Annotated in this window: 23 protein-coding genes; 10 read left to right on the forward strand and 13 right to left on the reverse strand. The window is 66.1% G+C overall.

All coding sequences use genetic code 11. The annotated features are described in order from the left end of the window. Nucleotides 1-71: 71 nt before the first annotated feature. Together serC and ABFX56_RS05575 are read left to right on the forward strand one after the other, a co-directional pair. Nucleotides 72-1,178, forward strand: coding sequence for a phosphoserine transaminase (gene serC, locus ABFX56_RS05570; RefSeq protein ID WP_346232271.1), 1,107 nt, complete (start codon nt 72-74; stop codon nt 1,176-1,178). A 47-nt stretch (nt 1,179-1,225) separates the two neighbouring features. Beyond that, nucleotides 1,226-1,489: a DUF2530 domain-containing protein gene (locus tag ABFX56_RS05575; protein ID WP_346232272.1), complete on the forward strand. Its 264-nt coding sequence runs from the start codon at nt 1,226-1,228 to the stop codon at nt 1,487-1,489. On the opposite strand, the gene ABFX56_RS05580 is transcribed toward ABFX56_RS05575, so the two are convergent. Further along, entirely contained in the window at nt 1,486-2,049 is a 564-nt protein-coding gene (locus ABFX56_RS05580) for a DUF3027 domain-containing protein (protein ID WP_346232273.1), read from the reverse strand. The genes ABFX56_RS05575 and ABFX56_RS05580 overlap by 4 nt on opposite strands. Continuing rightward, nucleotides 2,042-2,425 (reverse strand): cold-shock protein, encoded by a 384-nt coding sequence (locus tag ABFX56_RS05585; protein WP_346232274.1) that lies wholly within the window; start codon nt 2,423-2,425, stop codon nt 2,042-2,044. The genes ABFX56_RS05580 and ABFX56_RS05585 overlap by 8 nt, the downstream gene beginning before the upstream one ends. 71 nt (nt 2,426-2,496) lie before the next feature. On the opposite strand from ABFX56_RS05585, the gene ABFX56_RS05590 reads away from it, so the two are divergent. From ABFX56_RS05590 to ABFX56_RS05600, 3 genes are all read left to right on the forward strand, one after another. Then, nucleotides 2,497-2,781, forward strand: coding sequence for a multidrug ABC transporter ATPase (locus tag ABFX56_RS05590; protein ID WP_346232275.1), 285 nt, complete (start codon nt 2,497-2,499; stop codon nt 2,779-2,781). Between the two features lie 116 nt (nt 2,782-2,897). Further along, nucleotides 2,898-4,754 (forward strand): helicase-associated domain-containing protein, encoded by a 1,857-nt coding sequence (locus ABFX56_RS05595; protein WP_346232276.1) that lies wholly within the window; start codon nt 2,898-2,900, stop codon nt 4,752-4,754. Between the two features lie 28 nt (nt 4,755-4,782). Continuing rightward, nucleotides 4,783-6,447 carry a DNA repair helicase XPB gene (locus ABFX56_RS05600; protein ID WP_346232277.1) on the forward strand — a complete coding sequence of 555 codons (1,665 nt, stop codon included), beginning with the start codon at nt 4,783-4,785 and terminating at the stop codon, nt 6,445-6,447. 85 nt (nt 6,448-6,532) lie between these two features. Here the strand turns inward: ABFX56_RS05600 and ABFX56_RS05605 are convergent, their stop codons facing one another. The 5 genes from ABFX56_RS05605 to ABFX56_RS05625 all read right to left on the reverse strand — a co-directional run bounded on the left by ABFX56_RS05605 (nt 6,533) and on the right by ABFX56_RS05625 (nt 10,505). After that, on the reverse strand, nt 6,533-7,303 hold the full coding sequence (locus ABFX56_RS05605; RefSeq protein ID WP_346232278.1) for a pyrimidine reductase family protein: 771 nt from the start codon (nt 7,301-7,303) through the stop codon (nt 6,533-6,535). Then, nucleotides 7,300-8,193 carry a dihydropteroate synthase gene (gene folP / locus ABFX56_RS05610; RefSeq protein ID WP_346232279.1) on the reverse strand — a complete coding sequence of 298 codons (894 nt, stop codon included), beginning with the start codon at nt 8,191-8,193 and terminating at the stop codon, nt 7,300-7,302. The genes ABFX56_RS05605 and folP overlap by 4 nt, the downstream gene beginning before the upstream one ends. Beyond that, nucleotides 8,165-9,394 (reverse strand): NAD(P)/FAD-dependent oxidoreductase, encoded by a 1,230-nt coding sequence (locus ABFX56_RS05615; RefSeq protein ID WP_346232280.1) that lies wholly within the window; start codon nt 9,392-9,394, stop codon nt 8,165-8,167. The genes folP and ABFX56_RS05615 overlap by 29 nt, the downstream gene beginning before the upstream one ends. Nucleotides 9,395-9,459: 65 nt before the next feature. Next, nucleotides 9,460-10,065 carry a GTP cyclohydrolase I FolE gene (gene folE / locus ABFX56_RS05620; RefSeq protein WP_346232281.1) on the reverse strand — a complete coding sequence of 202 codons (606 nt, stop codon included), beginning with the start codon at nt 10,063-10,065 and terminating at the stop codon, nt 9,460-9,462. Beyond that, nucleotides 10,062-10,505 (reverse strand): hypothetical protein, encoded by a 444-nt coding sequence (locus tag ABFX56_RS05625; RefSeq protein WP_346232282.1) that lies wholly within the window; start codon nt 10,503-10,505, stop codon nt 10,062-10,064. Before ABFX56_RS05625 ends, folE begins: the two co-directional genes overlap by 4 nt. Nucleotides 10,506-10,597: 92 nt before the next feature. Here ABFX56_RS05625 and ABFX56_RS05630 point away from each other — a divergent pair, with 92 nt between their 5' ends. The 4 genes from ABFX56_RS05630 (at nt 10,598) to ABFX56_RS05645 (ending at nt 14,178) form a co-directional block, all read left to right on the forward strand. Then, nucleotides 10,598-11,281, forward strand: a complete 684-nt coding sequence (locus ABFX56_RS05630) for a helix-turn-helix transcriptional regulator (RefSeq protein WP_346232283.1) — start codon at nt 10,598-10,600, stop codon at nt 11,279-11,281. Between the two features lie 18 nt (nt 11,282-11,299). After that, nucleotides 11,300-11,992 carry a response regulator transcription factor gene (locus ABFX56_RS05635; protein ID WP_346232284.1) on the forward strand — a complete coding sequence of 231 codons (693 nt, stop codon included), beginning with the start codon at nt 11,300-11,302 and terminating at the stop codon, nt 11,990-11,992. A 161-nt stretch (nt 11,993-12,153) separates the two neighbouring features. Continuing rightward, nucleotides 12,154-13,803, forward strand: a complete 1,650-nt coding sequence (locus ABFX56_RS05640; RefSeq protein ID WP_346232285.1) for a sensor histidine kinase — start codon at nt 12,154-12,156, stop codon at nt 13,801-13,803. An 84-nt stretch (nt 13,804-13,887) separates the two neighbouring features. After that, nucleotides 13,888-14,178, forward strand: coding sequence for a WXG100 family type VII secretion target (locus tag ABFX56_RS05645; RefSeq protein ID WP_346232286.1), 291 nt, complete (start codon nt 13,888-13,890; stop codon nt 14,176-14,178). Nucleotides 14,179-14,344: 166 nt separating this feature from the next. On the opposite strand, the gene groL is transcribed toward ABFX56_RS05645, so the two are convergent. From groL to ABFX56_RS05675, 6 genes are all read right to left on the reverse strand, one after another. Next, nucleotides 14,345-15,976: a chaperonin GroEL gene (gene groL, locus ABFX56_RS05650; protein WP_346232287.1), complete on the reverse strand. Its 1,632-nt coding sequence runs from the start codon at nt 15,974-15,976 to the stop codon at nt 14,345-14,347. A gap of 120 nt (nt 15,977-16,096) precedes the next feature. After that, a complete protein-coding gene (locus tag ABFX56_RS05655) occupies nt 16,097-17,164 on the reverse strand; it encodes a DUF3048 domain-containing protein (protein WP_346232288.1) in 1,068 nt (355 codons plus the stop codon). A gap of 79 nt (nt 17,165-17,243) precedes the next feature. Then, nucleotides 17,244-17,447: a cold-shock protein gene (locus ABFX56_RS05660; protein WP_346232289.1), complete on the reverse strand. Its 204-nt coding sequence runs from the start codon at nt 17,445-17,447 to the stop codon at nt 17,244-17,246. Between the two features lie 114 nt (nt 17,448-17,561). After that, the gene (locus ABFX56_RS05665) at nt 17,562-18,128 is read right to left on the reverse strand and encodes a LytR C-terminal domain-containing protein (protein ID WP_346232290.1); all 567 of its coding nucleotides are present in this window, start codon (nt 18,126-18,128) and stop codon (nt 17,562-17,564) included. 39 nt (nt 18,129-18,167) lie between these two features. Beyond that, entirely contained in the window at nt 18,168-18,491 is a 324-nt protein-coding gene (locus tag ABFX56_RS05670) for a DUF3263 domain-containing protein (RefSeq protein WP_346232291.1), read from the reverse strand. Between the two features lie 106 nt (nt 18,492-18,597). Next, nucleotides 18,598-19,560: a DUF2332 domain-containing protein gene (locus tag ABFX56_RS05675; RefSeq protein WP_346232292.1), complete on the reverse strand. Its 963-nt coding sequence runs from the start codon at nt 19,558-19,560 to the stop codon at nt 18,598-18,600. 126 nt (nt 19,561-19,686) lie between these two features. Between ABFX56_RS05675 and msrB the strand changes: the two genes are divergently transcribed. After that, nucleotides 19,687-20,106: a peptide-methionine (R)-S-oxide reductase MsrB gene (msrB, locus tag ABFX56_RS05680; RefSeq protein ID WP_346232293.1), complete on the forward strand. Its 420-nt coding sequence runs from the start codon at nt 19,687-19,689 to the stop codon at nt 20,104-20,106. Nucleotides 20,107-20,124 lie beyond the last annotated feature (18 nt).

Raw genomic sequence — 20,124 nt, forward strand, 5'->3', positions numbered from 1 at the left:
GCTCACCCAGAGGTAAGCCTAACCTCTGTCACGAAAGTCCCCGCATTCGCCGGTTCCTCTAGAATCTGTTCATGGCCGATCTGACGATTCCCGCTGACTTGTTACCCGCCGACGGACGCTTCGGCTGCGGACCGTCGAAGGTGCGCCCCGAGCAGCTGGCCTACCTCACCGGCGCCGGCGTGCTCGGCACTTCCCACCGCAAGAACCCGGTGAAACACGTGGTGGCGCGGGTGCAGGAGGGTCTCGGCAACCTGTTCCGCATTCCCGACGGCTACGAGGTGGTGCTCGGAAACGGCGGATCGACGGCGTTTTGGGATGCGGCCGCCTACTCCCTGATCAAGAACCGCAGCGAGAATCTCACCTTCGGTGAATTCGGGGCTAAGTTCGCCAAGGCCGCGTCAGCTCCGTTCCTGCTGACCCCGCACGTGGTCGATGCGCCGGTCGGGTCGCGCAGCGAGGTCGAACCCCTCGCCGGCGTGGACGTCTACGCCTGGCCGCACAACGAGACCTCCACCGGCGTGATGGCGCCGGTGTCGCGGGTCGTCGCCGACCCGGGAGCACTCACGGTGGTGGATGCCACCAGCGCTGCGGGCGGCATCGACTTCGACGCGAGCCAAGCGGATGTCTACTACTTCGCCCCGCAGAAGAACTTCGCCTCGGACGGGGGCCTGTGGCTCGCACTGTTCTCCCCCGCTGCCATCGAACGCGTCGAGCAGATCGCGGCCAGCGGCCGTTACATTCCGCAGTTCCTCAGTCTGAAGAACGCCATCGACAACTCGCGGCTCAATCAGACGCTCAACACCCCCGCGATCGCGACCCTGCTGATGCTGGAGAACCAGATCGAGTGGATCAACGGCAACGGTGGGCTGGCGTGGGCCAACGCGCGCACCCTGGAGTCGTCATCCCTTCTCTACGACTGGGCGAGAGCCTCCGAGTTCGCCACACCGTTCGTCGCCAATCCCGACCATCGCTCGCAGGTGGTCGTCACCATCGACTTCGACGAAACCATCGACGCTGCGGCGGTCGCGGCGGTGCTGCGGGCCAACGGTGTCGTGGACACCGAGCCGTACCGCAAGCTCGGCCGGAACCAATTGCGGATCGCCACGTTCGTGGCCGTCGAGCCGGACGACGTGCGCCGGCTGATCGGCTCGATCGACTATGTGGTACCGAACCTGTAACGCGGGCCGCTAGTTCGGCGTCGGCCTCAGGCGGGTAGCCTGGGCGCATGCGACTGTGGTTGAAGGACTCCGAGCGTCACCCGGACCCCGCGCCCGCGGTCACCGACGACCGCACACCGCTGATCACCGGAGCGATCCTCTGGCTGGTCGTGTTGGGCGCCGTGCTCATCGCATCCGGACCGGCCGGACCCACCGGCGACGGCACCTGGACCTGGGCCTGCATCATCGGCGCGGTACTCGGTGCGCTCGGGCTGGCCTTCGTGTATCGGCAGCGCCACGCGGCGAACGCCGGTGAACGACTGAACCGCTAGCGCTCGGCCCGGCTGATACCCGGACTGTCGAGGTCGACCTCGTCGATGTCCACCCCATCAAGGTCCCCGGCGTGCAACAGGTCGCTCTCCTCGACCTCGTCGTCGTCCTCGTCGTCCTCGTCGTCGTCCTCGTCGTCGTCGATCTCGTCGTCATCATCTACGTCGTCATCATCGTCGTCGTCGGGGTCGACGTTGTCACCGTCCTCGGCGAACGCGCCGGCCGCCTGAGCGGCTTGATATTCGGCCAGCCGATCCACCCACGGCACCCAGTCCGGGGCCAGCAGGGCATCGTCTCCCGGGGTGAGCTCGGTTTCGAGCACGCTTGCGTCACCACCGTCGAGGTGTGCGACGCTCACCGTCCACCGCCAGCCGGGGTATCCGGGCAGATTGGTGCTGAAGTAGACCGAGACTACGCCATCGCCCTCGTCGATCGAGCCGGCCGGGTCGCCGATGGTGTCAGCCGAGGTGATTTCCAGCAGCGCGTGACGGGCGAGTTCGACGTCGGCCGCAGTCGCGCCGCGAGTTGCAGCGCCCAGTTTCTGGGATTCGGCGCTAGGCATCCAGTTCGTCCGCAACCTTGCGCAGCATCGCGGCGATCTTCTTGCCATGGCTGCTTTCGGGGTACCGGCCGCGCTTGAGGTTGGAACCGAGTCCGTCCAGCACCTTGACCAGGTCCTCAATGATGATCGCCATGTCGTCCGCGGGTTTGCGGCTCATCTTCGCCAGGCTCGGCGGCGCCTCGACGAGACGCACCGACAACGCCTGTGCGCCGCGCTTCCCATCGGCGATACCGAACTCCAGTTTGGTGCCAGCCTTCACCGAGGTGATGCCGGCGGGAAGCGCGGAGGCGTGCAAAAAGACCTCTTGGCCTTCATCCGAACTGATGAAGCCAAAGCCCTTCTCGTCATCGAAAAACTTGACTCTGCCGGTGGGCATGCCACTACCTCTTTCCCGTACTTCCTTGATGCTCAAGCATACGGGCAGTTGCGGCTGAGTATCCTTGACCTGTGGCAAAGGATACCCAGGCTGACACAGACGCCCTCGAACGTCGCGAGCGCATCGTGGCATACACCATCGTGGTTGCCGTGGCACTGTCAGTGCTGTCGTTCCTGGCGATCATCGTCGGCACCTGGTCGGGAATGAACGCCGCAGACTTCGGAACGGGGCTGTGGCCAGCGGTGGCCTGGACGCCGTATCTCGGGCTGCCCCTGGCGATCATCCTGATCATCTGGCTGGTGCTGTCTAGTGCCCGCCGCCGGCGCCGCTTATCGCGCGGGGACGGCAAGCCCTAGCGCTGAGTGAGAATCAGAGCACAATGGAACCGTCGGTGTTCAGGCGCATAACCCGGGCCTGACGGGACGGGACCCGAATGAGCAACACCCTTTCGTTGGCACGAAGACTGCGCACCATGACCGATGCGCAGCTTCGGCACGCGATGGTGGGACGTGAGATCCGCGCATCCGGGATCAACGATCTTTTCGATCTGGCCGAGGCGTTCCTCGACCGCTCAGCGGTGCGGCGGGCACTGACCAGACTGGACCGGACCACCCTGGCGGTGATCGGCGCGGTAGGTCGCATCACCGGCGGCGCCTCCGACCCCGACGAGCGCGCCAGCATCGGCGATGTGGTCTCCCAATTGTCCGAATACTCCGATCGGCCCTGGGACACGGCGGTGATCGCGCGCCGCGCGGACCACGCCTCTGCGCTGCTGCTGCTGGAGCCGCGCGGAACCGGCTACGGCTCGTACAGCTGCGTCGATGAGCACTTCGACACCACGTCAAGCAGCCCGGTCCCCAGTTTGGAGGATCTCGCCGGGTCGCCGCCGCCCGCCGTGACCGGCCGCGTCCTCAAAATCGACCAGCGCGCGATCGACCGGCTCGCCGCGGATCGGGCGTTCTCCGCGACCACGGCGACCGCGGAACTTCTCATGGAACTTGAGCGCGATCCGGCGCGAGAGCTGGCCAAGGGCGGGGTGTCCCTGCCGGACACCAAACGCCTGGCCCACGTCATGGCGGTGGACCCCGGCACGGTCGCCGTCTTCCTCTCACTCGCCTGCCGCGCCGGTCTGGTTGCTCTCGAAAACGGGTCGTGGCTGATCACCGAGGCAGGCGCATCCTGGCTGCAGCAGTCCTCCGGCCGACGTTGGGCGGAGGTCGCCGGCGCCTGGGTTGCGGCGCTGCCGTTCGGTGTGCGCCGCGTTCTGGGCTCCCGATCGCACGCCATCTGGGGTGACGAGTTGCGCACCTACACACGCTGGTACTACCCGGCAGGCGGCGAGTGGATGGCCAGCCGAGTCGCCGAATGTGCACGCGATGCCGAGTTGCTCGGCGTCACCGCGAACGGAACGTCCAGCACACCGGGCACCCTGCTGCTGGCCGAGGACGACACGGCCGAAAAGGTGATGACCAGCCGGTTTCCGCCAGCAGTCGAGACGGTGTACCTGCAGCACGACCTCTCCATCGTGGCGCCAGGACCGCTCGCGCCGCACGTGGATGCCCGCCTGCGCGCTCTTGCGGACCCCGACAGCCGCACCCTGGCCTCGAGCTACCGCATCTCCACGGCAAGCGTCAACCGCGCCCTGGCCCATGGGGAAAGCGCGGAGTCGATCCTCGCCTTCCTGACAAAGATCGCCCCGACCGGCATCCCGCAGCCGGTGCGCTATTTGATCGGTGAGGCCGCTGCCCGGTATGGGTTGCTGAGAGTCGGTCCGCTGCACGATGCCGACTCCGCCGGCGCTGCCGCCCGCAGCTACCTGCGCACCGACCATCCGAACCTGCTGGACATGATCCGAGTCGACCAAAGTTTGTCCGGACTTGCCCTGACCAGGATCGCACCGGATCGGATGATCAGCCGGCTGGAACCCGACTTGCTGTTCTGGGCGCTGACCGATGCCAGGTACCCGGTAGCCGCCGAAAACGAGCGGCGCGAGATCATTGCGCTGCACCGCAACCGCATGGCCAAGGCCAAGCGATCCGGCGAGAACGACGCGCTGCTGGCGCTGATCGCCCGGTTGCGGCGGCAAGCCGCAGAAGCGCCGAGCGACACCGGCCAGGCCTGGCTCTCCCGACGGCTCGAAGTGGCCATCCGAGAAAGGGCCACCCTGTCGGTGAGTGTTGCGATGCCGGGCGGCGCCGTGGTCGATTACCTGCTGGTGCCCGCCAGTGTGGGCAACGGCCGATTGCGCGCGCACGACCGCAAGTCCGCGATCGAGCGCACCCTCCCGCTGAGCAGCATCGTCTCGCTGAGCCCGGCCGCCGCATCCTGACCCAGGTGGCAACCGTAGACTGGCCAGCGTGAATGGCCAGCCCGAATCCGTGTCCGGCCCCCTGATCGTCCAAAGCGACCGCACCGTGCTGCTGGAGGTCGCGCACCCGGACGCCGAGGATGCCAGGCACGACCTGGCGGTGTTCGCAGAACTCGAACGGGCGCCCGAGCACATGCACACCTACCGCATCACCCGCCTCGGCCTGTGGAACGCGTGTGCCGCCGGGCACACCGCGGACAGCATGATCGCCACCCTGGAGCGCTACTCACGGTTCCCGGTGCCGCGCAGCGTGGCCGTGGACATCGCGGACACGGTGGCGAGGTACGGCCGACTGGTCATCGAACGGGATGCCGACGGCGTCTTGTCGCTGCACTCCACCGATCCCGCGGTGCTGGCGGAGATCGTCAGGGCGAAACGGGTCGCTCCGCTGATCACCGGCACCCTTCCAGACGGGGCGCGCACGATCGAACCCTGGGTTCGGGGTCAGCTCAAACAGGAGTTGGTCAAACTGGGCTGGCCTGCGGAAGACCGCGCCGGCTACACCCCTGGCACGCCGCATCCGATCGCCCTGGACGAAAGCAACTGGCACCTGCGCCCGTACCAGGTGCACGCGGTGGACAACTTCTTCTCTGGGGGCTCCGGCGTGATCGTGCTCCCCTGCGGCGCCGGCAAGACCCTCGTCGGTGCCGGAGCCATGGCCACGGCCCAGACCAACACACTGGTGCTGGTGACCAACACCGTCGCGGCGCGGCAGTGGCGTAGCGAGCTGCTGCGACGCACCACGCTCACCGAGGCGGAGATTGGTGAGTATTCCGGCCAGGTCAAAGAGGTGCGGCCGGTCACGATCGCCACCTACCAGATCCTCACCGCAAAGCGGAAGGGCAAGTACGCCCACCTCGCGCTGCTCGATGCCATGGACTGGGGCTTGGTCATTTACGACGAGGTGCACCTGCTGCCGGCGCCGGTGTTCAAGCTCACCGCCGAACTGCAAGCCCGCCGTCGGCTCGGCCTCACCGCGACGCTGGTGCGCGAGGACGGGCGGGAGGGTGACGTGTTCAGCTTGATCGGCCCGAAGCGGTTCGACGCTCCCTGGAAGGAGATCGAGGCGCAGGGCTTCATCTCACCGGCCTCCTGCTACGAGGTGCGAATCGACCTGCCAGGGTCCGACCGGCTCGAGTACGCCGCCTCCGCCGACGACGAACGGTACCGGCTTGCGGCCACCGCCCCGGCGAAGCTGAGTGTGGTGCGACAGCTGGTCGACAAGCACCGCGGCGAACGCATCCTCGTGATCGGGCAGTACCTCGACCAGATCGACGAACTGGCCGAGGCGCTGGGTGCCCCGAAGCTCACCGGCGCCACCGCGGTGGACGAGCGTGAACGGCTTTACCAGGAGTTCCGTGACGGGGTGACCAAGGTGCTCGTGGTGAGCAAGGTGGCCAATTTCTCCGTCGACCTGCCCGAGGCGACCGTGGCCATTCAAGTGTCCGGGTCGTTCGGCTCGCGGCAGGAGGAGGCGCAGCGCCTCGGCCGGCTGCTGCGTCCGAAGGAGTCCGGTCTGCCGGCCAACTTTTACACCCTCGTCGCCCGCGACACCGTCGATCAGGACTTCGCCCAGAACCGGCAGCGGTTCCTCGCCGAGCAGGGTTACAGCTACACCATCCTCGACGCACGCAACCTCGACGCGGCCGCCTAGCACCCGTTTCAAGGAAAAACTGTCACCCGCCGACCCCGGCCCGGGGATCCGGGGGCCTGTCGAACAGAAACTCCGTGAAACGGGGTTAAGACGACGGGGTGCGGGATGTGCGCAGGTAGCGCAGCAGGAGGGTGCCATCGGAGACCAGCACCTGCTCCAGGGTCAGCCCGAGCGGGGCCGGCAGGTCGCCCTTGACGATCCGGCCGGCCGTTCCGGACTCGAGTAGCGGACTCACCGTCAAGCACAGCTCGTCGACGCGATCCGCCGCCAGGATGGCACCGAACAGCGTCGGCCCGCCCTCGCACAACACCTGCCCTAGGCCGCGGGCTGCGAGCTCTTCGACCATGACATTCACGTCGAGCGCGTCGTGGCCGCACACGATCACATCGGCCACTGCCGCAAGCGCCTCCCGTTTGGCCCTGGGCGACGAGCCGATCGTCACCACGATTGCCCGCACCGGCGCCTGGGTGAAGATCTCGGATGCCGGGTCCAGGTTGAGCGACGCGGACACGATGGCGAACACCGGTTGCTCCGGACGGCCGGAGGCGCGCCGCCACTGCGCGTCATCCGCGTCGACCCGCATCGGTCCGTACCCCTCGTCCCGCACGGTGCCGGCACCCACCAGCACGACGTCGCAGAGTCGCCGGAACAGGGTGAACACGCGTTTGTCCGCGACACCGGACAGCCCGGCGGACAAACCGCCTGCCGACACCGCACCGTCGACGCTAGAGACGAAGTTCACCCGCAGCCACTGCCCGGGGGCGGACCGGTAGCTCGACAGTAACTGCTCGTCGTCGAGGTCCTGCAGGCCCGGCTGCGGCCAAATCCGGTCGATGGTGGTCGAGTCTGAAGTCATCCCGCCATGTTATGCCGCGTGTACACGGGTTTGCGGAACCCCAGAATCGCCTCGGTCATGCGCACAGCGTCGACGGCGGCGGGAACATCGTGCATCCGAACGATGCGCGCACCCTTCATGATGCACAAAACCGCAGCGGCGAGAGATCCGTTTTGTCGGAACCCCTGCTCCCGATCCAGGCTCTCACCGATGAAGTCCTTGTTGGACACCGCGACCAGCGTCGGCAGCCCGATCGCAACGATCTCCTCCAACCGGCGGGTGATCTCGAGGGTGTGCAGTGTGTTCTTGTTGAGGTCGTGACCCGGGTCGACGATGAGGCGGTCCAGCGGGACGCCGGCCGCGACCGCCCGGTCCACTCGGTCGCACAGGAACGCGACCACCTCGCCCACGACATCGTCGTAGTGCGGGCTCGGCGGTTCGCTGCGCGGCGGGTTCAGGCTGTGCGTGAGCACGAGCGTCGCGGCGCTGTCGGCGACGACCCTGGCCATGTCCGGGTCCCAGAGCCCGCTGGTGTCGTTGATCACGGCGGCACCGGCCTGGATGCTGCGCCTGGCCACCTGCGCGTTGAACGTGTCGACCGAGATCACCACGTCAGAACTGGCGTGGATAGCCTGCACGAGCGGCACGATGCGGTCGATTTCCTCGTCAAGGCCGACCACCGGGCCGGTCCCGAACGGCACCCCGCCGACGTCGACCCAATCGGCGCCGTCGGTGACGGCGGTCTGCGCCGCCGTCACCGCCGCATCCAACGCGAAGGTCGACCCCTTATCGAAGAACGAATCCGGAGTGCGGTTGATGATCGCCATCACCGCGACTTGCCTGTCGAAGTCGAAGGTGCGGGACCCGATCAGCCGCCCCACCTTAGAGGCTGCCCAGCGGGACGCTCTCATCGGCCAGCTTCGCAGGATCCACCGTGTTCCCCCGGCGGATGATGCCTTGCACGTCCTCGTTCACATCCCAGACGTTCACGTTCATGCCTGCGACCACCTTGCCGTCGGCGACCCAGAACACGATGAACTCGTGACTTTCCGGGTTGCCGCGGTACACCAGTTTCGCGCCCTTGGTCATCGGGCCGAACCCGGAGTACTCCATGCCGATGTCGAACTGGTCGGTGTAGAAGTACGGGATGTCGTCGTAGGAGACGCTCTGCCCGAGCATCGCCTTCGCCGCGACCGGCCCGCCCTTCAGCGCGTTGGCCCAGTGCTCGCTGCGCAACCGCATCTTCGCGATCGGATGGTAGGCGCTCGCCACGTCGCCGGCGGCGTAAATGTCCGGGTCGCTGGTGCGCAGCGACTCGTCCGTCACGATCCCGTTGTCCACCTCGAGCCCGGCGGTCTTCGCCAGCTCGACGTTCGGGACCGCGCCGATGCCCACGAGCACCAGGTCGGCCGGCACCACTTCGCCGCCGTCGATGCGCACACCGGCAACCCGGCCCTCGGCGCCGACGATGGATGCCACAGTGAGCGACATGCGCATGATGACGCCCTGTTCCTCGTGCACGCCCTGGAACATCCGTCCCAAGTCGTCACCGAGCGCCACGGCCAGCGGAATCGGGTCCCGTTCGAGGATCGTCACATCGTTGCCCAGCGTCTTGGCCGTTGCGGCGACCTCCATGCCGATCCAGCCAGAGCCGATCAGCACGAGTCGCTTGCCACCGGCTTCGAGGATGCTGTGCAGTGCCTTGGAGTCGTCGAGGGTGCGCAGGTAATATACGCCGTCGAGATCGGTGCCGGGAAGCGGCAGTCGCCGTGGTGATGATCCGGTCGCCAGCAGCAGTTTGTCGTAGTGAATCGACTCACCGTCCGACAGGGTGACGGTGTGCGCCGCCGCATCGACGGATGACGCCGTGGTCCCGGTTCTCAGGTTGACGTTGTTCTTCGTGTACCAATCCTCGGGATGGACGAACGCCTTCTCCAACTCGTCCTTGCCGCTGAGGTACTCCTTGGACAGCGGCGGACGGATGTACGGACGATACGGCTCAGCGCCGATCAGGTCGATGCTGCCATCGAAGCCCTCCGACCGCAGCGTCTCTGCCGCGGATGCGCCGGCCAGGCCAGCTCCGACGATGACGAACTTCTCATTCTGTGACACGTGTTGCCTCCATTACGGGGTTTGCTATCAATACTGGTGGTTGCGGGGCCGGATGCGGCACCCAGTTAAGCGAACTGCTGGCGCAGCGAGGCGTTCTCGGCGAGGACGCCGAGGAAGGTCGACGTCTTCGTGTGCGCTCCGCCGGCGCGCACGCCGCGCATCGACATGCACAGGTGCTCCGCTTCAAGCACGACGCCAACGCCGCGCGCGTTGAGCTTTTCTTCCACATAGTCGGCGATCTGCTTGGTGAGCCGCTCCTGCACCTGGAGGTCTTTGGCGAACAACTCCACCACCCTGGCGAGCTTGGACAAGCCGACCAGCCGGTCACCGGGTACGTAGCCGACATGGGCCACGCCACGAAACGGCAGCAGATGATGCTCGCACAGCGAATCGAACGGGATGTCGCGGACGAGCACGAGCTCGGAGTACTCCTCCTCGTTCGGGAACGTGGTCATCGTGAACTCGCGCGGGGTGAGCAGCTCGCGAAGGCTCGCGGCGACCCGACGCGGGGTGTCCGCCAAGTGCTCGTTCGTCACGTCGCGACCCAAGGCGGTGAGCAACTCGGCAACCGCGGCCTCGGCCCGCTTGACGTTGACCCGGTGGTCGTCGTCGACGACGGTAAGCCGTGGCCCGGGCCGCAGGTCGAGTTGGCTCTCCAGAATCGAACTCATGCGCGCTTGACCCGAGGACGTGAGTACACGAAGGACAGCCGGAACAGTGCCAGCGCGGCCACCAGCAGACCGAAGTCCCGCAGTGCGACATCGTAGCCACTACCGAGAATCAGCAGGTTCAGGATGATGCCGGCCAGCCAAGCTGCGACAAGCACCGAGCCGAAGCGCGGGAACAGGAACACGCAGATGGCCGCGACGATCTCGATCACACCAACGACGTACATGAACTGTTGGGGGGTGACGGGAATGACGTCCGTCACAATCGGGGCAAGGTAGACAGGCCATTTGACCATCAGGTTGAAGAACTTGTCTATACCGAAGAGGAGCGGGGCAACGATGAACACGGTGCGGAGCATCATGAACACCTGCCAACCGGCCTCTCGTTTGAACAGTGGGGTTGTGTTGTTCGCGCCGTCGCGAACAGTGTCCGTTGTAGTCATGGGAATCCCTTTCGATAAAACTGATGCTCCTGACTTTAGAAGACTTTCATTTCTTTTGTCAAGATTTACGTTTTTAGAGTTACGATGGGGACATGGAGAAGCAATCTCAGGCAGAGAAGGTAGCGGTCGTCGCCTCCATCAACGACCCCATCCGACGTTCGCTGTTCGAATTCGTCTCCCATAGCGCCCAGCCGGTCGGGCGGGATGCCGCGGCGGAGGCGCTCGGGATGGCGCGCAGCACAGCCGCGTTCCACCTCGACAAACTCGTTGACGAAGGCGCACTAGCGGTCGAGTTCAAACGTCTCAGCGGCAAGACGGGTCCCGGTTCGGGCCGCCCCGCGAAGCTCTACTGCCTGCGCGCCGAAGAAATCGTCGTCTCGATCCCGGAGCGCCACTACGAACTGGTCGGCACCGTCCTCGCGGCCGCGATCGGGGAGTCCGACCGCACCGGTGAGCCGATCGGTGAAGTGCTCAGTCGCGTCTCGAGCGACACGGGCCGGCAGCTGGGCAAACAAGCCGGCACCTTCGAGGCGGTCCTCGACCAGACCGGATACGACCCGCAGCCAGACGGCGAAGGCGGACTGATACTGCTCAACTGCCCCTTCCACCGCCTGGTGGACAATCATCCCGACGTCGTCTGCGCCGCAAACCTCGGGCTGCTGCAGGGCGCGGCAGAGGGATCCTGCGACTGCACCCACGACATCGTGTTCGACCCGGGCGAGGGGCACTGCTGCGTCCGAATCGCCGCGCGAAACGCACAGGAACCGCACAGCTAACGCGCAGATACTAGGCGGATGACTGACGGACCGAAGATTCTTGTCGTCGACGACGAACCCAACATCCGGGACCTCTTGACAACCAGCCTGCGTTTCGCCGGCTTCGCGGTGCGCGCCGTAGGGAACGGCGCCCAGGCCATCTCCGCCGTACTGGAGGAAGAGCCCGACCTGATCATCCTCGACGTGATGCTGCCCGACATGAACGGATTCGGTGTGACCAAGCGGCTGCGCTCCTCCGGCTACACCTCCCCCATCCTGTTCCTCACCGCCAAAGACGACACCGAAGATAAGATCACCGGCCTGACCGTGGGCGGCGACGACTACGTGACCAAGCCGTTCAGCCTCGACGAGATCGTGGCGCGGATCAAGGCCATCCTGCGGCGCACCATGCAGGACGAAGAGGATGCCATCATCCGCGCGGGCGAGTTGACCATGGATCAGGACACCCACGAGGTCACCATCGGCAGCGAGCAGATCGAGTTGAGCCCGACCGAATTCAAGCTGCTGCGCTATCTGATGCTCAACCCGAACCGGGTGCTCAGCAAGGCTCAGATCCTCGACCACGTCTGGGAATACGACTTCAACGGCGACGCGGGGATCGTCGAGTCCTACATCTCCTATCTGCGCCGCAAGGTCGATCAGTTTACCGAGGAACCGGTCATCCAGACCAAACGAGGCTTTGGTTACATGCTCAAGGTCGCCAAGGTCTAACCGGCCGCCACCGGCGCGGACTCGGTGAGAAAACGTTGGATCCCACGCTCGTGCTGAGCTGCGGGAAGGTGTCCGCCGCGGCCACGCACAACCCGCGCGTAACGATCTGTCACATCCGACACAGCATGCGATGAGCATCCAGGGATTAGCCTGAAGTCCTGATGCATGATCAAGCCACGCAGTGGTGGAGTGGGGTTTCCCTCCGCACGAAGATCACGGGAGTGACCGTGCTGCTGCTGACGATCGGGTTGCTGGTCGCCGGCGTCGGCACGATGACGGTGCTGCGCGGCTACTTGCTCGATGAGGTGGATCGCAAGATCAGCGAAGCGGCCCTGAATTTCGGCAACATCCCGCCGATGGGCGAGACGCTGTGCGAGCGCTCCGCCGGCCCCGGCAGCTTGTTCGTGGCCGTGCTGGATGAGGACGGCGACCTGGTGTGCCGCAACCGCGCCGCGGATTCCGCCCAACCGGTCCTCGGCGGACTCAGCCTGCCGACGGTGACCAAGCTCGAGCACGAGCCCTTCACCAGGTGGGACCGTACCCGCACCACGCAGTGGCGCGTGGTAGCGGTGCCATACAGCATGGACGGCACCTCCACCTTTGTCAGCGTCGTGGTGGCGGTCAATCTCACCGACACGAACAGCATCATCGGCCGCTACGTCGCCATCTTCTTGGGGTTCGGCCTGTCCGTCGTGATACTCGGGGCGGCGCTGACGCGGCTTCTGGTCACGTCGACATTCGTTCCGCTGCGCGAAGTGGAACGGATGGCGGCCGCGATCGCGGACGGTGACTTCAGCAAAAGACTCCCAGGAGCGACTCCGAACACCGAGGTCGGCCGGCTGAACCGATCGATGAACACCATGCTGGGGCGCATCGACCGCGCGTTCGCCGACCGCGCGAGAACCATCGACCAGATGCGCCGGTTCGTCGGCGACGCCAGCCACGAACTGCGCACACCGCTGGTCTCGGTGCGCGGTTACGCGGAACTGTATCGCATGGGCGCCCTCCAGAAGCCGGAAGACGTCGCGCAAGCGATGGACCGCATCGAGAAGGAAGCCATCCGGATGGGCGCCCTGGTGGAGGACCTGCTCGAACTCGCCAGAATCGACGAGGCGCGCCCGCTACAGCTGCGGCCAGTCGACCTTGTTCCGATCGCCAGGGACGCGGCGCTGGATGCGATGGCGTCTTCCCCCGATCGCGTCGTGTCGGTCGTCGTGGTCGAGCCGCATCCGCAGCCTGACCATGCCGGCGAGGCACCGCCGCCGCCGCCCCAGCCGGCGGGGGCGCATCCGCTGACTGCTCCAACAGGACCGATCGCCTTCGCCGGCGCCACCCTGGCCCGCTTACGGTCCCGGCGCGCTCGGTCGGTGAAGGTCGTCGACACGATCGACATGCCGCAGGGCCCCGCCCTCACCGTGCCGGCGGTGGTACTGGCCGAAGAGAACAAGATCCGGCAGGTCGTGACCAACCTGATGGGCAACGCCATGAGGTTCACGGCCGACGACAGCCCGATCGAACTGGCCATCGAGGTGGATGCTGCGCGCCGGGTGGCGATGCTGGACATCGTCGACCACGGCGAGGGCATCCCGCCGCAGATCAGGGAAAAGATCTTCCAACGGTTCTGGCGTGCCGACAGCTCCAGGGCGAGGGAGACCGGCGGCAGCGGTTTGGGCCTGGCCATCGTCTCGGGCATCATCGCGTCCCACAAGGGCACCGTAGAGGTGCTAGAGACCCCTGGTGGCGGCGCGACGTTCCGGATCACGCTTCCTCTCCTCCCCAAGGGCTACAGGCCACCGGCGCCCGCCGCTTAGTCGCTGCGATCCCGGCCGGAGGCCGCCTGCCCGCTACCGTGGCCGTTGCCCGGAGCGTCCGGCGCAGATCAGGAGGGCGAGACCATGACCCGCTATCAGGTCGACAGTGAAGCAGTGTTCAGCGCGACAGCATCCATGCGCACGTCGATGAGTCGAATCCAAGGCGAGGTGGCCGGCCTGCACGGTCAGCTCCAGGGCCTGCAGAGTTCCTGGTCGGGGCAGGCCGCGGATGCGTTTCAGGCCGTGGTGAACGACTGGAAGGCCACGCAGCAGCGTGTGGAAGAAAGCCTCGCGGCGATCAATCAGGCCCTATCGCGGGCCGGTGAACAGTACGCCGAGATCGAAACCGCCAACGCCCGCCTCTTCACCCCATAACCCGTTTCAAGGAAAAACTGTTCTCTCCGAACCAGTCCACAGGCATCCGGGCCGGTCGGAGACAAAAACTCCGTGAAACGGGACGAAGCAATGGAGGGTGGCGGGATGCAGAACGGGCGGCTCCGAAGAGCCGCCCGTCTTGGTGATACTGGAACTGCAGGGACTGTTAGAAGTCCATGCCGCCCGTCGGGTCTCCACCGGCGGGGGCGGAGGCCTTCTCGGGCTTGTCGGCGACGACGACCTCGGTGGTCAGGAACAGCCCGGCGATCGACGCGGCGTTGAGCAGCGCGGAGCGGGTGACCTTGACCGGGTCGTTGATGCCGGCGGCGAGCATGTCGACGTACTCACCGGTCTGGGCGTTGAGTCCCTGGCCGGCGGGCAGGTTGCGCACCTTCTCGGCGACAACACCGGGCTCGAGGCCCGCGTTGGCGGCGATCTGCTTGAGCGGGGCATCCACGGCCACGCGCACGATGTTCGCGCCAGTCGCCTCGTCTCCGGTCAGGCTCGTCATGGCCTCGGTCGCGAACGCGTCCTTGCCCGCCTGGATCAGTGCGACGCCGCCACCGGCGACGATGCCCTCTTCGACGGCAGCCTTCGCGTTGCGGACGGCGTCTTCGATGCGGTGCTTGCGCTCCTTGAGCTCGACCTCGGTGGCAGCGCCGGCCTTGATGACGGCAACCCCGCCGGCCAGCTTCGCGAGCCGCTCCTGCAGCTTCTCACGGTCGTAGTCGCTGTCGGTGTTCTCGATCTCGGCGCGGATCTGCTTGACCCGACCGGCGATCTGCTCGGCGTCGCCGCCGCCGTCCACGATCGTGGTCTCGTCCTTCGTGACGACGATCTTGCGCGCACGACCCAGCAGGTCGAGGGTGGCGTTCTCCAGCTTGAGACCGACCTCCTCGGCGATGACCTGGCCGCCGGTGAGGATCGCGATGTCCTGCAACTGCGCCTTACGACGGTCGCCGAAGCCCGGTGCCTTGACGGCGACGGACTTGAAGATGCCGCGGATCTTGTTGACCACCAGGGTGGCCAGAGCCTCGCCGTCGATGTCCTCGGCGATGATGAGCAGCTGCTTGCCGCTCTGGATCACCTTGTCGACGATGGGCAGCAGGTCCTTGATGTTCGAGATCTTGGAGTTCGCGATCAGGATGTAGGCGTCTTCGAAGACCGCCTCCTGACGCTCCGGGTCGGTGACGAAGTAGGGGTTGATGAACCCCTTGTCGAACCGCATGCCCTCGGTGAGCTCCAGCTCGGTGCCGAACGTGTTCGACTCCTCAACCGTGACAACGCCTTCCTTGCCCACCTTGTCGATGGCCTCGGCGATCAGCGCGCCGATTTCCTCGTCAGCGGCGGAGATGGATGCGGTGGCCGCGATCTCTTCCTTGGTCTCGATGGGCTTCGCCTTGGCGACCAGCGCCTCGGTGACGGCGGCGACGGCCTTCTCGATGCCGCGCTTGAGGCTGATCGGGTCCGCACCGGCTGCGACGTTGCGCAGGCCCTCGCGCACCAGCGCCTGGGCGAGCACCGTCGCGGTGGTCGTTCCGTCGCCGGCGACGTCATCCGTCTTCTTGGCGACTTCCTTGACCAGCTCGGCGCCGATCTTCTCGTACGGGTCGTCGAGTTCGATCTCCTTGGCGATCGACACACCGTCGTTCGTGATTGTGGGCGCGCCCCACTTCTTTTCCAGCACGACGTTACGGCCGCGCGGGCCAAGCGTCACCTTGACAGTGTCGGCCAGAGTATTAAGGCCGCGCTCGAGGCCGCGTCTGGCCTCTTCGTTGAAAGCAATGATCTTTGCCATGTGTGTTTCTCGTCCCTCCCGGACGTCGTAAAACTTACAACACCTTTGGCACTCTCAGTGAGAGAGTGCTAAATGATTCTGGCACTCCACCCAAGAGAGTGCAAGTGAGCGCATCGGTCGCTACGGTGCGGTGAACTGCACACTGCCCGCGGTGGGAATCATTTCGATCCAGGTGTTGCCGGCGGACAGGCGCACGGCGACGCCGTTGTCGTCCACGATGGCGATCGGGGCGGTGGCGGATGCCTTCGACCAGGTGGCGTGCACGGTGCCACCGCCGGTGCTGACCCAGGCCTCGCCGCTGCCGATCAGCAGGGTCTTGGGGACGCCGAGGGAGTTGTCGACGCCGACCCGCAGCACGACGACATTGGTGGCGGTGAGTTGATGCCCGGCGTTGTCCAGATCGGCGTGCCCGTTCTGCGCACGCAGGAACAGCTTGGTGGCGGCGTCATAAGTCCAGCTGCCGTTGCTGATGCCGGCGAAACTGTAGTTGACGGCGGCGGTCGGACTGCCGTCCTTGGCTGCGGTCGCCGATGCGACATCTGCGGCGTAGGCGAACTGCTGCGGTGGCGCGGGCAAAGATGCGTGCTGGGCGAGCACCTCTTTCGCCTTCACCAAGACGTTGTGGGGCGCCCTCTTCTCCTTGGTGCGGTAGAACGTCGACGCGGTATCGGGTTGGCCGTGGATCGCGTTGTAGACCGGAGTGTGCCGCATGAGATCGACGAACCGCTGCTGGCCACCGGAGTAGCACACGACGCCTGCGAACGGGGACAGGATGTCCGGGTCCATGGGCCGGATCGACCGCACCGGACCGAGCAGGTCGGGAATGTCCGACTGCCACAGCGCCACGTACCGAGTCAGGCCGCCCTCGACCAGTTCCTCGAACACGATGTCGGTGCGCTCCAAACCGACCTGCGGCCGCGCATCCGGGTGGTTGTCGATCTTGGCCGCGATCGACGCGTGCGCGAGCGAGCCGGCCGGCACCGTCGTTCCGCGCAACGGCGCCACTTCGGTCGGCGGGGGCGCCTCGTAGGTGGAACTCGGCGTTGGGCTCGGGCTCGGCGCCCGGCTGGGCGGGGGCGCGATGGCACCCGCGGTGCATCCCGACAACACCAGCGCTACCGCCAGGGCGCACGCAGCACCGATCAGTCCGCGGGCGCGTAGGCGCGGTGTAGTCAGCCGATTCCCCATGGGGGACAGACTAGTGCCGGCGGATGGCCCCGGCGGCACGCGATCAGGCGTGGCTGGGGAAAAGATGGCGCCGGCCGATTCAGGCCAGGCGCACGGACTCCGCCTGCGGTCCCTTGTTGCCGGTTCCTACCTCGAAAACGACGCGCTGCCCTTCCTCAAGAACCTTGTAGCCGGACATATCGATCGCGGAGTAGTGGACGAAGACATCCTGTCCCTCCCCCTCGACGGTGATAAAGCCGTAGCCCTTTTCAGCGTTGAACCATTTCACGGTCCCATTCGCCATGTGACACTCCCTTGTACAACGTGCCGCTGGTGAAGCGGTTGACCCAGATAATAACGTGCCTGGGACCCGCTCAGGGACACTGGTGGACCAAAAGGGCTGCGGATGTCGCTATCGCTACGCGCCCGGCTTGTAATCGGAGCCGAGAAGAACCGTGATCGGCGACGCGGGGAAGTCGTTCGACAGTCGCACTTCGCCCACTTTCAACGAGGCGACGATGGCCCGGGCGGCGCCTTCGTTGACCGGGTCCGAGTAGTAGACCACCGTCTTTTCCACGTTCTGTGCGGATGCGTTGAGCCGACTGCCGGTGCCTTCCTCTGCGCCGTTCCAGCCCTCGGCGACCAGCTTGTCGCCCACCTGATTGGCCAGCTGCGGCGTGGTCGTGCCGTTGAGGATGGTGATCGGGATGTCAGGATCCAGCTTGGGTTCGGCGGTAGGGGTGCTCGAGGCAGTGGCGCTCGAGGCGGCACTGGGGGTGTTCACGTACTGGCTGCTGAACGGATTGCCGCGGTTGGTGATCAGCGAGAGCACGGTCAACCCGCCGACGATGAGCACGATCGTCGCCACGACCGCCCACAGCAGCCCGATCCATCCGCGTCCCTTCCGCGGCGGGGCGCGGTGGGCTCCGCGTCGCAACAGGTCGTCGGGGAGGTCGTCAAAGCGGTCGTGGGGGTAGATAACCATAGTTCTCTCGCTTGGTCCTGCGTTCGAGCGGTGCGCTGATCAGCAGCCCGAGCCGGACCCGGATTCCCTCCTGAGGTTGGTCCCGTCCAACCGAGCGGTGAGCCGGGCGGCGCGCAGCCGCTGCAATCGCTTCACCAGCATCGGGTCGTGCACCGCTGCGATCGGGGAGTCGATGACCGCGTTCAGCATTTGATAGTACCGGGCCGCAGAGACGTCGAATTCTCCTCGGATAGCCTGTTCCTTGGCGTCAGCGCGGCGCCACCAGCGGCGCTCGAACTCGAGGATGTCCAGTTGCTGTTGGGAGAGGGAATCGGTGGAGGGCTCGGACGGTGCGGCATCGTCCGGCTCCAACTCCACGGTCATCCCTTCGCCAGGAGATCATCCTGATCGGCACATTTCTTCGGCCCGGTGCCATCCTAAACGCGGCGCGCTGGGAGGCTCGTTTGGCGCGGCCGTTCAGCCGGCACACTCAGGCGCCGGCGAGCCAGTGGATGCTGTGTCCATGCGGCGCCGCATAGGCGACGGGCTCCGCGTTTTCGGCCAGGACGAACATTCCGTCGTCCGGTGGCGCCGGCAAGCGCGCCTGCACCTCGGCCAGCACCGCAGGCCCTTCCAGCGATATCCAGTGGGCGCCGGTGCAGCGGACCGCCGTGACGAATCGGGCCCGGTCGACTCGGCTGAGGTAGACCAGGGTTCCGCAGCTGACCACGACCAGCCTCGCCTCGGCGGGCGCTTGTGCGGCCACCGTCGCCAGCGCATCCACCGCGTCACCGGGCACGATCCGGGGCGAATGGGCGGACACGATATCGATGGCGAGGCGGATGCGGGCAAGACGTGCGTGCTGTTCCGGCCAGATCAGGGTCTCCAGCCAGTTGCGGTCATCCTGGTTACGCACGTCGAGGGGCGCGAGGTCGATTCCGGCGCGCCAGACGATGGTGGGAAGAGTCGTCGGGATAGGGACGCTTCCGCGCGTCTCGCATTCCAACAACACCGTGCTCGGGCCGGCGGCCGGATCCAGGGGGGCCGCCGCGTCGTAGCGGTAGCTGTACCGGTCCGGGTAGAGGCACAGTCCGGCGCTGGCTCCCACTTCCAGCAGGGCGAGCGGGCCGGGGAGGCGTGCCAGCAGCGGCAGCACGGCGGCGCAGCGTCCTGGTTCGTTGGTCTGCGTTGAGCGACGCAGCGCCTCCTGGCGCACCGCCGGCCAGTGCGCGACCAGCCAGTCCCGGAACGGTCCGTACTCGCCCTCGGGCGCCCCGAGCAGGCGCGACACGGCGAAGATCAGGTTCGGCTGCCGCCTGGCCAGCGGCAGCTCGTGCAGCAGCCGCAACACCGGCTCATCCCCGGCGACCCCGGTCGCCCACCCCTCGTACACCAGCGACCGGCCGTGAGCCTCGCCGGAGAAATTGCTGTACCAGTTCGAGGTGCGCCCCATCCGGTCATCCTCTCACCGTCTCAGTTGTGCGTCGTATCGTGACCGGCGCGGAACAATTCGGAGCGAACCCGGGTTTAATGGCTATGCGACCGATCGGTGCGCCACTGGGTGCACGAGGGAGAAGACATGAACTACAAGGTGACTAAGAGCGAGCAGGAATGGCTCGAGGAACTGGGTCCCCAGAAGTACGCGACACTGCGTGAGGCAGCGACCGAACGTCCCTGGACCGGGGAACTGCTCGACGAGAAGCGCGAGGGCATCTTCACCTGTGGGGCCTGCGGTGCCGAGCTGTTCAAGAGCGGCACGAAGTTCGACTCGTCGTGTGGATGGCCGAGCTTCTACGAGTCGGTGCGTCCGGAAGCCGTCGAACTCATCGAAGACATGAGCCTGGGTATGAGCCGTACCGAGGTGCGGTGCGCGAACTGCGGATCCCATCTGGGCCACGTGTTCCCCGACGGATTCGGCACTCCCACGGGAAACCGGTACTGCATGAACTCGGTAGCGCTGAACTTTCAGGAGTCCGCTGCCGACGAGGACGCCAAATAGCGAACGCACGGCGCACGC

The sequence above is a fragment of the Parafrigoribacterium mesophilum genome (genome assembly GCF_039652555.1).
GTDB classification, from domain to species: domain Bacteria; phylum Actinomycetota; class Actinomycetes; order Actinomycetales; family Microbacteriaceae; genus Parafrigoribacterium; species Parafrigoribacterium mesophilum.